The organism is Tropicibacter sp. S64 (assembly GCF_049803835.1).
Classification (GTDB): domain Bacteria; phylum Pseudomonadota; class Alphaproteobacteria; order Rhodobacterales; family Rhodobacteraceae; genus Pacificoceanicola.
Window position 1 is genome coordinate 44876 of record NZ_JBNAGK010000016.1, and the last position, 14882, is coordinate 59757.

Sequence of the window (14882 nt, forward strand, 5' to 3'; positions counted from 1 at the left end):
CATGATCCTGAACGAACTGATTGATTTCGACGTCTTGCGGGTGATCTGGTGGGCGCTGCTGGGCGTGCTGCTGATCGGCTTTGCATTGACGGACGGGTTCGACATGGGGGTCGGTGCATTGCTGCCCTTCGTGGCGAAGACTGATCTGGAGCGGCGGCAGGTCATCAACACCGTCGGCCCGGTCTGGGAGGGCAACCAGGTGTGGTTCATCCTCGGCGGCGGCGCGATCTTTGCTGCCTGGCCGCCGCTCTACGCGGTGAGTTTCTCGGGGTTCTACCTCGCCATGTTCCTGATCCTCGCGGCGCTGATCGTGCGGCCTGTGGCGTTCAAGTACCGCTCCAAGCGGGAGGGCGCGGCCTGGCGTGCGCGTTGGGACTGGGCCCTGTTCGCGGGCGGCGCGGTGCCGGCGACGCTGTTTGGCGTGGCGGTGGGCAACGTGCTTCTGGGTGTGCCCTTCCACCTGACGCAGGACCTGATGCCGATGTACGACGGCTCGGCCCTGGGCAAGCTCTGTGGCTTGCTGCGGCCCTTCGCGCTGCTGGCCGGGGTGGTGTCGATGGCGATGTTGTTGATGCACGGCGCGGCGTGGTTGTCCCTGAAGGCGGACGGACCCGTCGTCGCGCGTGCCCGGCGCATTGGTACCATCGCGGGCCTGGTGGCCGCAGGGGCCTATGCGCTGGCCGGGTTGTGGCTGGCGGTTGGCGTTGACGGCTTCGCCTTTGCCGGGGAGGTGGCGAAGGACGGCCCGTCCAACCCGCTGTTCAATCCGGTGGAGCGGGGCGGTTCGTGGCTGACCGCCTATGCGGAGCGCCCGTGGATCATCGTGGCGCCGGTCATGGGGTTTGCCGGGATCGCGCTGGCGGTGATGGGCCTCCGGGCCGGACGGGAGGTCACGACGCTGCTGTTCTCGAAAATGGCCATCGTCGGGATCATCTCCAGCGTCGGGCTGACCATGTTCCCCTTCATCCTGCCCTCGACGGTGGACCCGGATTCCTCGCTGACGGTCTGGGACGCGTCAAGCTCGCACCTGACGCTGTTCATCATGCTGGTCTGCGCGGCGATCTTCCTGCCGATCATCCTGATGTACACCGCCTGGGTCTACAAGGTGCTCTGGGGCAAGGTCACGCAGGACGATGTGCGCGAGAGCGGCGAGACGCCGTATTGAGAAAGGACTGAGATCATGTGGTATTTTGCCTGGATGCTGGGATTGCCCCTGGCCGCGGCCTTCGCGGTCCTGAACGCCATGTGGCTGGAGCTGCGCGAGGATGCGCGGCTGGCCGAGGAAGGCGAGGCGATGGAGCGGAAGAAGCGTGGGTAAGGGTCAACCCGCCTGCCGCCCGCCGACCCGCCCGGTCCAGTTCGCGCCGCCATAGGCGATGATGTGCACGAAGACTTCCCGGGTGTCGTCATCGACGGTAAAGGCGATCACGCCGCGCCGGGCGGCCGGAATGGCCCGCAGGCCCGGCAGGATGTCGTTGCGCAGCGAGCCACGGTGCGGCGTTTGGGACAGGCTGCGGGCGGCGTTGCGGAGTTGCGTGAGGATACGGGCCGTGGTCTCCGGTCCGGCATGGGGCATCATGCTTTGCGCGATGCCGCGCAGATCACGGGACACCGCCGGGTGAAACCTTACGGTATAGATCATTCCGGTCGAGGCAGGCCGAGGTCCGCAAAGGCCGCGCCGAAGGTTTCATCCTCGCTGAGGTAACTGCCCCGGGGGTCGGCGGCGCGGGTCCGGATTTCGTCGGCGAGGGCGGAGAGCATGACCTGCCGGGTTTCCTCGTCCTGCATCATCTGTTCGATGGCTGCGGCGACGCTGGCGCTGGTGGTGGCGTAGACGCCCTTTTCCACCTGTTCGGTCAGGAACCTGTGGTGCCGGTCGGTGAAACTGAGGGTGGTCTTGACGGTCATGAGTCTGCGCTCCCGGTATGACTTGGTCATATACCGCTTCGGGGTGTGGTTTTCAAGGACAGGCTTGGCTTCGTCCTGTTTGACGGTATAGCGTCCGGTATCATGGAAAATGCCGATGCCGTTCTCTCCCGCCTTCCCGCCCGCCTGAAGGCCGCCCGTCAGGCGCAGGGCTTGTCTCTAGACGCCGTGGCCAAGCTGTCGGGGGTGTCCCGCAGCATGGTCAGCCAGATCGAGCGCGGGGAAAGCTCGCCTACGGTGGCGACCCTCTGGAACCTGACCCGCGCCTTGCAGGTGGATTTCGCGGGATTGCTGGAGGATGCGCCGAAGGGGCCGCAGATCGAGGTGCTGCGGGCCGAGGCGGTGCCAATGATCGAGAACCGGGGCAGCGGGTGCAAGATCCGCATCCTGTCGCCGCCCGAGGATGCCGGGGTGCACGAGGTCTACGAGTTGCGCTTTGCCGAGGGCGGGGTGCTGGACAGCGACCCGCACGCGCGGGGCACACAGGAGCATCTGACGGTGTTCGAAGGGGCCGTGACGGTGGTCAGTGGCGGCGCCTCTGAGCGGATCGGGACCGGTGAGACGGCCCGTTATCCGGCGGACGTGGCGCATTGCATCCGCGCCGAGAGCGCGGCGCGGGCGTTTCTGGTGGTGAAGGCGGGGTAGGGGGCAGGCCTGCCGCCCCCGGCGGAGTCACTCAGACCATTTCACAGGTTTCGATGCATATTCGCCGGCACCCCAAGCCGGGGAAACAGACGTAGAAGCATTCGCTGGTCTTCATGCAGGGGTCCGGAGGCGACAGCACGATGTCGCCCGGACGCGGCGCTCCGGGGGATTTTTCGATGAAGGATGGTGCACGGGCGGCCATGGTCGAGAGTGGCGTGCCGGACAGGAACGCGGCGTTGGATGCCGGGTCATGGCCTGCGCCGCCACAGCCGCAGCCGCAGCCGCAGCCGCAGTCGGCATCGGTCGTCAACATCGACTGGCAGTGTTTGCACTTGGTCGCGCCGGGCTTGATGTCTTCGCGGCAAAACGGGCAGGTTCCGCCGTGGTCCGGGGACGCGGCGGTAATCCGGGACCTGCAATGTTTGCAAACGACCGCCCCTTCGCGGATTTCTTCGCGGCAGAAGGGGCATTCACAATGGGTTTTGCTGGTGTCAGCCATGATTTGAAATCTCCAGAATGAATAAAAGTGACGTAAGGGTAACATGTGGGTGCGCTTGAAACAACTTTTGCGAGTATTGCGTTTTTCCTGTAAAAGGGAATTTGCTCCTATATGACGGATTCCTGTATTGCGGAAAGTTATCCGTAATGGTAGAATGCAGAAGACACAAAGGAGACTTGCCCCATGTCCAGCGCATTCCTCACCCACCTGACCGACACGCTTGCGCAGATCGACGCCGAGGGTCTGATGAAGCGCGAGCGGATGATCACCTCGCCGCAAGGGACGTCGATCCATGTCGGGGACCGGGATGTCATCAACCTGTGCGCCAACAACTACCTTGGTCTCGCCGATCATCCTGCGCTGATCCGGGCGGCCGGCGATGCGATGCAGGACAAGGGATACGGCATGGCCTCCGTGCGGTTCATCTGCGGCACGCAGGACTTGCACCGGCAGTTGGAACAGGCTCTGGCGGCGTTTCTGCGGAAGGACGACGCGATCCTCTTTGCCGCCTGTTTCGACGCCAACGGCGGGCTGTTCGAGCCGCTGCTCGGGCCGGAGGATGCGATTGTCTCGGACAGTCTCAACCACGCCTCGATCATCGACGGCATCCGGCTGTGCAAGGCGCAGCGCTACCGGTACGCCAACAACGACATGGGTGATCTGGAGGCGAAGCTGAAAGAGGCGCGGGACGCCGGGGCGCGGCACATCATGGTGGCCACCGATGGGGTGTTTTCCATGGACGGATACCTCGCCAACCTGCCGGAGATCACCCGGCTGGCGCAGGCCTTTGACGCGGTGGTGATGGTGGACGACTGCCACGCGACCGGCTTCATGGGGCCGCGCGGGGCAGGGACGCCCGATCATTTCGGTGTCGATGTGGATATTCTGACCGGCACCCTGGGCAAGGCTCTGGGCGGCGCCCTGGGCGGCTATATCGCGGGTCCGCAGCCGGTGATCGACCTGTTGCGGCAGCGGGCGCGGCCCTACTTGTTTTCCAATGCCTTGCCGCCGTCGATTGTCGCGGCTGGTCTGGAGGCCCTGCGGTTGGTCGAAGACGGGCAGGGGCTGCGGGCGCAGCTGTTCGAGAATGCGGCGTACTGGCGGAAAGGGCTGACGGACCTTGGCTTTGACCTGCTGCCGGGGGAGCATCCGATCATCCCGGTGATGCTCGGAGAGGCGCCCCTGGCCCAGAAGATGGCGGCGGGGCTGTTCGAAGAAGGTGTGTACGTCTCCGGTTTCTTTTACCCGGTGGTGCCGCATGGCAAGGCGCGGATCAGGACGCAGATGAACGCAGCGTTGACGACAGAGCAGCTGGACCGGGCCTTGGCCGCTTTCGGCAAGGTCGGGCGAGACCTGGGGGTGATCCAATGACTTTGCCGAACACCATGAGGGCCTTGGAGAAGTCGAAGCCGGAGGAAGGGCTGTGGTCCGTGCAGGCCCCGGTGCCGGAGATCGGCCCGGACGATGTGCTGATCCGCATCAACGCCACGGGCATTTGCGGGACCGATATTCACATCTGGAACTGGGACGACTGGGCGCAGGCCACGGTGCCCGTGCCGATGATCACCGGGCATGAGTTTGCCGGGGAGATCGTGGAATTGGGCCGCGACGTGAAGGGGCTGGAAATCGGCCAGCGCTGCAGCGGCGAGGGCCATGTTGTGGGAACGGAAAGCCGCCAGAGCCGGTCCGGAAAATTCCACCTCGATCCCGGTACGCGAGGGATTGGTGTCAACGTGCAGGGCGCCTTTGCCGAGTACCTGCGCCTGCCCGCGTTCAACGTGGTGCCTTTGCCCGATGACATTCCCGACGAGATCGGCGCGATTCTGGATCCGCTCGGCAATGCGGTGCACACGGCCCTGAGCTTCGATCTGCTGGGGGAGGATGTGCTCATCACCGGCGCGGGTCCGATCGGCATCATGGCGGCGGCGGTGGCGCGGCACGCGGGCGCGCGGCATGTCGTCATCACGGATATCAACGCGGACCGGCTGAAACTTGCGGCGCATGTGGTCAGGAACATCCGCACGGTCGATGTGAGCCGCGAGGACCTGCACGACGTGATCCACGAGCTGAAGATGAAGCAGGGGTTCGACGTCGGGCTGGAAATGTCCGGCTCGCAGCAGGCGCTGGACCAGATGGTGGAGACACTGACCATGGGCGGCAAGATCGCGCTGCTTGGCATTCCGCCCGGAAAATCGCCTGTGGACTGGTCGCGCATCGTGTTCAAGGCGATCACCATCAAGGGCGTCTATGGCCGCGAGATGTTCGAGACCTGGTACAAGATGATCGCCATGTTGCAGAACGGGCTGGACGTGAGCCGGGTGATCACCCACCGCTTCGACGTCCAGGATTTCGCCGAAGGCTTCCGGGCGATGAAATCGGGGCAGTCCGGCAAGGTGGTCCTCACCTGGCGATAGGGCAGGGGGGTCGCGCGTCCCGTGCCTGGTCCGTCCCGAACCGGTTGAACCTGCCTGCGAAACGCGGGAACGTGCAACGGATACCGCGGGCGCCGGGGGCGCCGACCGGGTTGAGCGAAAGGGACAGACCATGGCCGTGCTGCCGATCATCGAAGAAAGCACACCCGAACTCGAGGCGATCTTCCGCGACCTGCATGCGCATCCGGAGATCGGCTTTACCGAGGTGCGCACCGCGGGCATCGTCGCCGAAACCCTGCGCCGCTACGGCGTGGACGAGGTGCACACCGGGATCGGCAAGACCGGCGTTGTCGGCCTGATCAGGGGCACGGGCGGCGGCAACCGGCGCATCGGGCTGCGCGCCGACATGGATGCCCTGCCGATCCACGAAGAGACCGGACTCGCCTATGCCTCGCAAACTCCCGGTGTGATGCATGCCTGTGGCCATGACAGCCATACGACCATGCTGCTCGGCGCGGCGAAGCACCTTGCGCAGACCCGGGATTTCGACGGCACCGTGGTGCTGATCTTCCAGCCCGCGGAGGAGGGGCTGGGCGGGGCGCGGGGGATGCTGGCGGACGGGCTTCTGCGGGACTTCCCTTGCGACGAGCTCTACGGGATGCACAACGCGCCGAACGGCGAACTCGGCAAGGTCGGCATCTGCAAGGGCACGGCGATGGCCGGGGCGTCGTTCTTCGACATCCGCTTCCGGGGCAAGGGCAGCCACGCCGCCATGCCGCATCAGTCGCGTGACCCGCTGATGATCGGCGCGGCGCTGGTCGGGCAGATCCAGACCATCGTGTCGCGCAACGTCGCGCCGCTGGAGACCTGCGTGGTATCGGTGACGCAATTCCACGCAGGCTCGGCCTACAACATCGTGCCGGATACGGCGGAACTCTGCGGGACCATCCGCTACTTCGAGGATTCGGTCTGCAGCCTCGCGGAGACCCGGATGCGCGCGCTCTGCGACGGTTTCGCCACGGCCCACGAGGTGGAGGTCGAACTGGACCTGCGCAACGTCTTCTCCCCGCTGGTCAACGACGAGGCCCTGTCGGACGCCTACATGGCGGCGGCGGCGGATATCGTCGGGGCGGAGAACATCTCGGACACGATCCGGCCGGCGACCGGCTCGGAGGATTTCGCGGACATGCTGCGGGAGGTACCGGGGGCGTACTGCCGGGTCAGCCATACCGGGCCGAAGGGGCTGCACAACCCGGGGTTCGTGCTCGATCCGGCGGTCTTGCCCATCGGGGCGTCGATCCTTGCGCGGATCGCGGAGCGGCGCATGCCACGGTTCGGCGCGGCGATGGCTCAGGGCTGATCGGCGGTCCGGCGCTCGCGTCCGTACCAGGCGGCGGCGCTGCGCAGCCAGTGGCGGGCCTCGGTTTCCGTGGTCAACGCCTGCCCGGCGAGAAGGCCGGTGAGACGCGCGGCGGCGAGGCTGGCCCCGGCGATGCCGTGCGTTGGGTCCGGGTGCGGACAGGCACCGTAGTCGGCGGTCGGCAGGTCCAGCACGGACCATTGCCCCGGTCCACAGCGCGCGTCACCCTGCACCGAGAGGACGGCGGGCAGGGCGGCAGGCCAGACCGGATCGCCCCGCGCCGGGGCGGAGGCGACGATGATGCGGCCCTGCAACGCGGCGATGGCGGCGGCGACGTCCGGATCGTTGCGGCCGAGGCCGAGGGAGCAATGCGTGATTTCCGCGCCGATGTCCGCAGCGATGCGTAGCGCGGTCACAAGATCGCTGACCCGTGCGGACAATCCGCCCTTGAACACCGGAATCGAGAGGATTTCCGCATCGGGGGCGGCGCTGTGGATCGCGGCGGCGAGGGCAGAGGCGTGGTGGCCTGCCGAGCTGTCCACAACGGCGGTGTTTTCGGGGTCCAGCAGGGTGGTGCAGCCGAATTGGCCGGGCGGCAATGGGCCGTCGATCAGGGCGATCCGTGTCATGGTGCCCAGTCCGCAAGGGTGGCCACGCGGTCGAAGGGGCCGTAGGCGGCCTCGTTGCCGTGTGTGACGAAAAGGCGGGTCTTGTCGCTGTGCCGGGCGTCGATGTCTGCGACGATGCGGGTGACGGTGGCCGGGTCGACCTCGGACAGGGCCTCGTCGACGATCAGCACGCGAAAGGGCCGCAGGAGGGCGCGGGCGAGGCAGAGCCGTTGACGCTCGCCCCCGGAGAGGGTGAGGCCATCCTCGCCGATCTTCGTGTCGAGGCCCTGTGCGGCGAAGCGGTCCGAGAGGCCAGTGAGGGCGAGCATGGCGTGCATGTCGGCCTCGGGGATGTCCGGCGTGGAGAGCGAGAGGTTTTCCGCGACCGTGCCGGACAGGACAAAGGGGCGCTGCGGGACGTAAGCGACGGCGCCGCGCAGCGTGTCGCGCGAGAGGTCGCGCAGGTCGACGCCGTCGAGCAGGATGCGCCCGGCGGCGGGGTCGGCGTGGCGTTGCAGGAGGGCGAGGAGCGTGGACTTGCCGGAGCCGCTGGGGCCGGTGAGGCGCAGCTTGGTTCCGCCGGGGATGTCGAGCGAGACGGCGCGGGCGAGGGGGCGGTTTGCGTGGGTCAGGTCGATGCCTTCGAGGCGCAGATGGCCGGGGCCATCGGGCAGGGGGACTGAGTGCGCCGGCCAGGTCAGCGGGTCGGCCTCCGTCATGACCTCCGACAGCCGATCGAGCGCGGCGCGGGTGCGGGCCTGCGCGTGCCAGAGGCCAAGGAGCGACTGCATCGGGCCGACGAGGAAGCCGAGATATGCGGTGAAGGCGATGAGCGAGCCGAGCGGCCATGTTCCGTTGATGACCATCAGCCCGCCAACGAGGAAAATGGCGGAGCGGACGAGGGCGGTGAGGCCGGATGGGATGAACCGGGTGACTTCACCCCAGACCTGCGCCCGCAGGAGGGCAGCGTTGAGGCTCTTCTGGCGACGGGACAGCGCCCGGCGCACGGGCATCTCGGCGCGGGCGGCCTGAATCGGGCCAAGGCCTGCGATCATCTCGGCAATCTGCCCGGCAAATTCCCCCCGCTCGGCGCGGGTTTCGCGGGCGAGCCGTTCGGTGCGGGGCCGGGCCCATGCAAAGAAAGCGAGTTCGAAAGGGGCAAGGGCGACGGCCAGCAGCGCCAGTTGCCAGTTGAGGACAAAAAGCATGACCGCGCCGCCGACGAGACGCAGCACGCCGGAGGCGCCGGTCAAGAGGGCGTTGAAGGCGAATTGCTGCACCTCGCCCGCGTCGCCGTCGATCCGGGCGAGGACCTCCCCGGTGCGCCGCTCTGCCCGCCATGCGGGGGAGCGGCTCAGGACCGCTTCGGTCAGCACGGCACGCAAGTCTGCGAGCATGTCGACGGAGGCCCGCATGTGCAGGATCGCATTGAGCGAGCCGAGGGCGAGGCTGGCGAAACCGACGACCAGCAAGGCAAGGGACCATGTGATCAGCGCCCGGGGATCGGCGGCCATCAGGCCCTGATCAATCACCAGTTTCGTCAGGTACGGCGGGATCAGCGCGGCGAGCGCCGCAACGAGGCCAAGTGCCAGCAGCAGGCCCAGAACCCGGATTCGCGGGCGCAGGATCGGCAGGAGCCAATCCACCGAGCGCGCATCAAAGAGCCACGCCCCGGCCCGAAAGCCGAGGCGTGTCCCAAGGGACGCCCCTTGCGCAGGGATGTCCGTTTCAGACGTCATTCCGCCTGCACGATCTGCATCGTCGCGGTGCCCATGTCGCCGCCCGAAGGCACCAGCATTTCGCCAATGCGCTCCAGCGTTTCCGCGTCATAGACCCCGATATCGTCGTTGGTGCCGCCGACATAGATCTCCTTGCCATCGGAGGAGATGTTGATGACGTAATAGGTGTGCGGCAGGTCCACGCGTTTGATCAGCTCCTTCGTCTCCACGTCATGTTTCGACAGCTGCGTGTAGACGCCATAGAGCAGGTTTTCGGCGTTGGGGTCGCGCACGGCGGAGAACATCAGCACCTCGAAGGAGGTGAAATCCTGCACCGCCGTCTCGCCGGTTTCCAGGTCCACCGCCGAATACCCCCAGACGAAATCCGCCATCTCGGACTGCGTCGCGTCAGTGAAGACGGCGGCGGTGTACATCAGCAGGAGCTCGTCGTTCTGGCTGCCGATGGGCCAGAAGGCGAGCACGTCCGGCGGGCTGTAGGTCGGGCGGTCCCAGCTGGCGTTGGCGATCTTGACATCGAGAGCCCCGGAGGACGGGTCGAAGCCGTAGATCTCATGGCCGCCGATATAGACCGTATTGTCCGCGCCCGTCGCCATCACCGTGGAGCGGCGCGGGGCGGGGTAGGTGCGGATCGGCTCCGCCTTGGTGCCCGCGTCGGCGGCATAGACCGCGAACTCGGGTTCCATGACCTCGTAACGATCAGCGAGGTGTCTGACCGGGTTGCGTACGGTGTAGACCTCGGAGCCATCCGCCGAGACCGCCAGCGAGGCGATGGAGCGGCGGCTGATGTCCGCCGTCGATTGCGCGGCGTAGAACACGGTTTCACAGGTCTCGATGTTGACGCCGATGACGTCCTCCCAGCGGTTGACCAGCGCATAGGCCACCTTGCCATCGGGGGACATCTGGATCACCGCCGGGCTCATCTCGACATTCAGCGGACAGTCCTTCACCAACGCCCGCTCCGCCACGTCGAAGACATAGAGGTTGCCGGGTTTGGCGATGGTCACGAGCAGGTCCTTTGCGGCGGCTGGGGTCGCGGCGGCAAGGGACAGGGCGATCAGTGCGGCGTGTCTCATGTGTTGGAGTCCTTCGGGAAGACGGAGCCAAGCGCCCGCCAGTCGTCGGCGGCGTTCGGCGCCTCGGCGTTCCAGTCGGGGTAGGTCACCATGGTGTCGGGGACCTGCGCGGGCCACCAGCAGGGATCGGAGCAGCCGTAGAGGTCGGCCTCCATCGGCTGGCAGAGCGCCGCAACGCCGCCGAAGGGATCGACCTCCCAGCCGGGGTCGAAGGTGGTGGCACAGCCTGCGGTGACGGTCTGCATGGCGCGGACCTCGTCCATCTTGTCCTCCGCCGCGGCCTGAAGCGTCCGCGCGGCTTTCTGGTTCAGCGGTTTCATTTGTGGTTCGCCTTTCTCGGGGCAATGTGATCGTGGAAATACGCGGGGTTGGTGGCGATCAGGTCGCCGTAGACTTCGATGCCGAAGTCCACCCAGTCCCGCATCAGGTCGCAGTAGTGATAGGCCGGTTTCAACGGATCGCTGAAATGGGCATAGCTTTCGTGGTAGCAGCCGCCGGAACACAGGTTCCGGATACGGCAGGTGGCGCAGCCCTTGTTCGTGCGGTCGAGCCGGGATTCGAGGAAGCCCGCGAGGCGGTCCTTCTCGATGCCTTTATCGACGTCGCCGAACTTGAGGTCGGTGCCGGTGAAGCGATGGCAGAGGTTGATCGTGCCCGAGTGATCCACCGCCAGCATGCCGATACCCGCCCCGCAGGGCAGCGCCTTGGAGCGGCCTTCCCAGAGGTCCTGCATCAGCTGATGCATGTTGGAAAAGCCGATGTTGCGGCCATTGCGGGCCTCTTCGTGGTACTTGCGGCCGAGGGACTTCATTCCCTCGAAGACCTCCAGCAGCTCCTCGCCGTTGAGGTTGAACGCCGTCATGTCGCCGGACGTCACCGGGCTGAAACCGACCTCGGCAAAGCCGATGTCGTTTTTCAGGTGGTCCCAGATTTCCTCCACCGCCGTCACCCCGGCGGTCAGCGTCACCCGTGCCCCGACAGGCCGGGATTTGTACCGTGACAGCAGCATCCGCGCCTTGGCGGCGACGGCATCATAGGACCCCTTGCCACCCACCGTCTTGCGGTTCCTGTCGTGCAGCGCCTTCGGCCCGTCCATGGAGACGGTCAGGCCGAAACGGTGTTCGTCCAGCCAATCCACGAGGGGTTCGGTCAGCAAGGTCGCATTGGTCGTCAGCGTGAAGTTCACCTCCTTGCCCAAAGCGGCAAAGCGCGGCTCGGCGTGCGCCACCACATCGCGGATCAGCGGCATGTTGGACAGGGGCTCGCCCCCGAAGAAGACGATGTTGTAGGCCTCCCGGTCGGGGCTTTCCTTCAAGAGCAGGTCGATGGATTGCACCGCCGTGTCGAAGGCCATCTTGCGGCCTGCGTTCGGGGTGTCGAGGTCCTCCTTGTAGCAGTAGGTACACGACAGGTTGCAGCCGGTGTTGACGTTCAGGATGATCGTCGAGAGCGGGAAGTTCTCGATCCTGATGTCCGGCCGCTCCGCCTTCGCGGGGCTGCCGTCGGTGATGAGATCGAGGTCGATCAGTCCCTTGATCCGCCCGGCGAGGTCCGCCGGATCGGAGGCGGGGAAGCGGTCGCGCATCTCGGCTTCGGCCACTTCGCCGCGTTCGGCGAAGAAGCTGAGCACTTCGCCGTCGAGCGCGTCCAGCTCGAACAGTGAGGTGGTCGGAATGTGGAACAGCAGATCGCGGCTGTCCACCCGGACGCGGTGCGCGTTCTGGGGTTGGAACTTGAGATAGCCCATGTCAGTCCTCCCTCAGCGGATCGGCGGGTCGATGAAGCGTTGCACGGTCACGACAAGCCGCGCCGCCGCCGTCTGCCCCGCCGCCTCGGCCACCACCTTCAGATCACCGGCGTTGTTGGTCGAGAAGGGGCGCTCCGGGTTCGGACCGGCCATGGCCGGCTCGAAGATGCCGGTGGCGTCGATCTTGCCCGCAAAGGTTGCGTCCTCCATCGCCTCGGCGATCTCGTCGCTGTTCTCGAGACGCCAGTCCGCCGCGAGAGTGCCGACGCGGATGTCATCCTCCGTGCCGGGTTGCCCGTCCTGTCCGTTCCACCAGCCGATGGCCTTGAAGTGTGCTGGGACCGCTGCCGGGCCAACGTCAGAGCCGCCGCCGACGCGGGCGATGGTGAAGTCCGGCTCAACCGTGAGCGTGTCCACCGTGCCGTAAAGCGCGGCGGTGGCGGTGTTCTCGCCTGCGGTGAAGGTGAAGAGAGCAGCCTCCCCGGCTAGGTGGACGGAGGCGCCCGCCGCGTTGGCAGTGAGCTGATCGGCGAGGCCGTTCATGCCTTCGATCTGCACGTCATCGAGGCCCGTGCCGACGATCTGCGCCATGGCGTCCTGTCCCGGAATGGCCTCCGGCACCACGCCGAGCAACATCGGATCGCTGCCCGCCTTCGCCGCCTTGAACACACCGCCGAGGCTGTCGTTGTCGCGTTCGAACTGGCGTCCCGTGAGGCTGGTGCCATCCTCGGACATCGCCAGAACCTGCCGGTAGGCCATGCCGCCGACGGTGACATTCGCCCGCCATTCGTAGCCGGTATAGAGGTTCATCTGTCCCCCGATGGGCTCGGTGGAGCCATTGGCGAGGGTCAGTTCCCCGGAAATGGCATAGGGCGCGGCATCGCCGGTGACAGTGAGCACGCCATAGGCCGGGCCACTTTCGGGCAGGTCGGTCAGGACCACCCAATCGCCGGTGACGGCGGGCTTCTCCGCCGCCTCCCATGCTGTCCATGCGTCCGTTTCCAGCGGGTAGGTCTCCGCCAGAAGCGGTACGATCTCGTCCCTGGCGATCTTGTACCATTCGCGGTCACGGCCAAGCGCCTGGTATTCGATGGTCGGGAATTGCCCGACGTGGAAGTCGATGTGCAGCGCCCATTCCTCGGGCGTGCGCCGTTGCAGGCCGACCCGCGCGGCGGTGTGGCAGCGGGCGCACATGGAAGCGAGCGGCTCCTCCACCATCTCGATATGGTTCGGGTCCTTCTCCAGCGCATAGCGCCACGGGGCGGCTTCGGACGGGGCGAGGCCCTGCGTGTCGGCGAGGTAGGAGACCAGCGCCGCCTGATCCTCGCCGGAAATCTCCAGCCCGTGCGCCACGCGCATCCGCACGATGGTCATCAGCCAGCCCTCGGGCGTCTTGCGCTGTCCGGCGATACGGGAGAGCCCCGCGTCGGTCTCGGAATGGCAGCCGCCGCAGGACGCGGCCAGAAGCGCCGGGCCGTCCTGTGCGAGCGCCGCCCCGCCGGGCAGCAGGAGCGCGGCGGCACAGGCCGCCACCTTGGAATATCTCATGTCAGAACCTCCTTGTGTTTCGGGGCGGACGCGGCTGTCATCCCGCGTTCTGCCAACCAGTCGTAGAGACGCGCCGCCTGTTCGGGCGGCATGCCGGGAAGGATATGGGCCGCGAAGGATGCGCGGTCGGGGACCGGGGTGCGGCGAAGCTGCGCCAGCACCGGGCCAAGTTCGATGCCGAAGGCAAAGGCCGCGCCCTCCGGCTCCTGCGGCGTGACGAGCACATCGGTCTCCGCCAGCCGCCCGCCCCGGACCACCACCCGGCGGTCGAGGACAGGGGAGGGGGGCGGCGGGGTCTCGTAGGGCAGATCGTCCGGCCAGGCGCTGCGCCGGGCCCAGAACGGTGTCGCGAGTCCGGCGGCGCGGTAGAAGTCGCGGCCGACGCGAGCCTGTTTGAAGAAGGTGGCGGTGACGCGGTCCGTGTAGAAGCGTTCCGCGAGAGCCGTCCTGCCATGCAGCAGGGCATCGGCGAGCGGCGCGGCCATCAGCGCGGAGCCGAGCGCCCAGAACAGGCCATGCCCGGAAAGCGGGTCCATGGCGACGGCGGCATCGCCGAGCCGGGGCAAGGCCGGGTCCAGGGTTGGGACGGAAAGGCGCAGTTCGGAGGCGCGGACGACGAGGGGGCCGGTGGGTTCAACGCCAGTCATCCGACGCCAGACGCTTTCGGGATCGCGGGCGTTTTCGGCGTCCACGGTGACTTGCGCCCATGTGCCGATCCGCCAGAGCCAGCCTTCGGGCAGGGCGCGGACTTCGGCTTGGTCGATGGCATCCGACACTGGCGCCGAAATGCTGACGGAGGGCGTCCCGCGCACCCGCTCCGCGGCCACCGGCGCACGACGCCCGCGTGCCTCGAAGACCAGCCCGGCATGAATTCGGCCCTTCGTGGTGTCGATCACGCCCGGCGCGACGCGGGTCACGCTGGCGGAACACACCAGCACGCCCTCGTCCTTCGCCTGCGCCACGAGAGCGGCGTCGAAGGTCGGACGGGACAGGCTGTGTTCGGTGTTTTCGCTGGCGCTCAGGTCGCCCCAGACCACGCGGCGTGTCACCAGCGGACCAAGGCCGGCGAGGGGCAAGCGTTGTGCTTTCAAGGCGGCGATCAGCCGCTGCCCGGCGCCTTCCATCCGCCTCGCACCATGCGCGCCCTGCACAAGCGTCACCCGCGCTCCCGCCCGTGTGAGCAGGATGGCGGCAATCGTCCCCGCCGGGCCAGCCCCGGCAATGGCGATGTCCGGTCGTGATGATGCGTGTGCGTTCATGCCATCAGCTTAGGAGCGCCTTTGCGGGTTCGATCCGACATTTCCGGACAGACACCCGCAAATTTTGCTCCGGAAGGCCCGGAGGAGCATATTGCGATCACAAGGC

At 66.8% G+C, this 14882-nt stretch carries 16 protein-coding genes; 6 read left to right on the top strand and 10 right to left on the bottom strand.

Going from position 1 to position 14882, the window contains the following annotated elements; translation table 11 throughout:
- Position 1: 1 nt before the first annotated feature.
- Both cydB and cydX read left to right on the top strand, forming a co-directional pair.
- A complete protein-coding gene (cydB, locus tag ACP159_RS21700) occupies positions 2-1165 on the top strand; it encodes a cytochrome d ubiquinol oxidase subunit II (protein ID WP_425101819.1) in 1164 nt (387 codons plus the stop codon).
- A gap of 15 nt (positions 1166-1180) precedes the next feature.
- Positions 1181-1318 carry a cytochrome bd-I oxidase subunit CydX gene (gene cydX, locus ACP159_RS21705; protein WP_425101820.1) on the top strand — a complete coding sequence of 46 codons (138 nt, stop codon included), beginning with the start codon at positions 1181-1183 and terminating at the stop codon, positions 1316-1318.
- A gap of 3 nt (positions 1319-1321) precedes the next feature.
- Here the strand turns inward: cydX and ACP159_RS21710 are convergent, their stop codons facing one another.
- Together ACP159_RS21710 and ACP159_RS21715 are read right to left on the bottom strand one after the other, a co-directional pair.
- Positions 1322-1642 (bottom strand): type II toxin-antitoxin system RelE/ParE family toxin, encoded by a 321-nt coding sequence (locus tag ACP159_RS21710; protein WP_425101821.1) that lies wholly within the window; start codon positions 1640-1642, stop codon positions 1322-1324.
- Complete coding sequence (locus tag ACP159_RS21715; RefSeq protein ID WP_425101822.1) at positions 1639-1938, bottom strand: hypothetical protein; 300 nt, start codon at positions 1936-1938, stop codon at positions 1639-1641. The genes ACP159_RS21710 and ACP159_RS21715 overlap by 4 nt, the downstream gene beginning before the upstream one ends.
- 69 nt (positions 1939-2007) lie before the next feature.
- Here ACP159_RS21715 and ACP159_RS21720 point away from each other — a divergent pair, with 69 nt between their 5' ends.
- Entirely contained in the window at positions 2008-2571 is a 564-nt protein-coding gene (locus tag ACP159_RS21720; protein ID WP_425101902.1) for a helix-turn-helix domain-containing protein, read from the top strand.
- Positions 2572-2602: 31 nt separating this feature from the next.
- On the opposite strand, the gene ACP159_RS21725 is transcribed toward ACP159_RS21720, so the two are convergent.
- Positions 2603-3070: a double zinc ribbon domain-containing protein gene (locus tag ACP159_RS21725; protein ID WP_425101823.1), complete on the bottom strand. Its 468-nt coding sequence runs from the start codon at positions 3068-3070 to the stop codon at positions 2603-2605.
- 183 nt (positions 3071-3253) lie between these two features.
- Between ACP159_RS21725 and ACP159_RS21730 the strand changes: the two genes are divergently transcribed.
- From ACP159_RS21730 to ACP159_RS21740, 3 genes are all read left to right on the top strand, one after another.
- Positions 3254-4441: a glycine C-acetyltransferase gene (locus tag ACP159_RS21730; RefSeq protein WP_425101824.1), complete on the top strand. Its 1188-nt coding sequence runs from the start codon at positions 3254-3256 to the stop codon at positions 4439-4441.
- A gap of 14 nt (positions 4442-4455) precedes the next feature.
- Complete coding sequence (tdh, locus tag ACP159_RS21735; RefSeq protein ID WP_425101903.1) at positions 4456-5484, top strand: L-threonine 3-dehydrogenase; 1029 nt, start codon at positions 4456-4458, stop codon at positions 5482-5484.
- 130 nt (positions 5485-5614) lie between these two features.
- Entirely contained in the window at positions 5615-6802 is a 1188-nt protein-coding gene (locus ACP159_RS21740; RefSeq protein ID WP_425101825.1) for a M20 aminoacylase family protein, read from the top strand.
- Here ACP159_RS21740 and qhpE read toward each other — a convergent pair.
- Genes qhpE through qhpG form a run of 7 tightly spaced genes read right to left on the bottom strand, consistent with a single transcriptional unit; the run spans position 6793 to position 14776 of the window.
- Positions 6793-7431 (bottom strand): subtilisin-like serine protease QhpE, encoded by a 639-nt coding sequence (qhpE, locus tag ACP159_RS21745; protein ID WP_425101826.1) that lies wholly within the window; start codon positions 7429-7431, stop codon positions 6793-6795. The genes ACP159_RS21740 and qhpE overlap by 10 nt on opposite strands.
- A complete protein-coding gene (locus ACP159_RS21750) occupies positions 7428-9149 on the bottom strand; it encodes an ABC transporter ATP-binding protein (protein WP_425101827.1) in 1722 nt (573 codons plus the stop codon). Before ACP159_RS21750 ends, qhpE begins: the two co-directional genes overlap by 4 nt.
- Positions 9146-10222: a quinohemoprotein amine dehydrogenase subunit beta gene (peaD, locus tag ACP159_RS21755; RefSeq protein ID WP_425101828.1), complete on the bottom strand. Its 1077-nt coding sequence runs from the start codon at positions 10220-10222 to the stop codon at positions 9146-9148. Before peaD ends, ACP159_RS21750 begins: the two co-directional genes overlap by 4 nt.
- The gene (qhpC, locus tag ACP159_RS21760) at positions 10219-10542 is read right to left on the bottom strand and encodes a quinohemoprotein amine dehydrogenase subunit gamma (protein ID WP_425101829.1); all 324 of its coding nucleotides are present in this window, start codon (positions 10540-10542) and stop codon (positions 10219-10221) included. Before qhpC ends, peaD begins: the two co-directional genes overlap by 4 nt.
- A complete protein-coding gene (gene peaB / locus ACP159_RS21765; RefSeq protein ID WP_425101830.1) occupies positions 10539-11969 on the bottom strand; it encodes a quinohemoprotein amine dehydrogenase maturation protein in 1431 nt (476 codons plus the stop codon). Before peaB ends, qhpC begins: the two co-directional genes overlap by 4 nt.
- A 12-nt stretch (positions 11970-11981) precedes the next feature.
- Positions 11982-13517, bottom strand: coding sequence for a quinohemoprotein amine dehydrogenase subunit alpha (gene peaA, locus ACP159_RS21770; protein ID WP_425101831.1), 1536 nt, complete (start codon positions 13515-13517; stop codon positions 11982-11984).
- On the bottom strand, positions 13514-14776 hold the full coding sequence (gene qhpG, locus ACP159_RS21775) for a flavin-dependent monooxygenase QhpG (protein WP_425101832.1): 1263 nt from the start codon (positions 14774-14776) through the stop codon (positions 13514-13516). The genes peaA and qhpG overlap by 4 nt, the downstream gene beginning before the upstream one ends.
- Between the last annotated feature and the right edge of the window lie 106 nt (positions 14777-14882).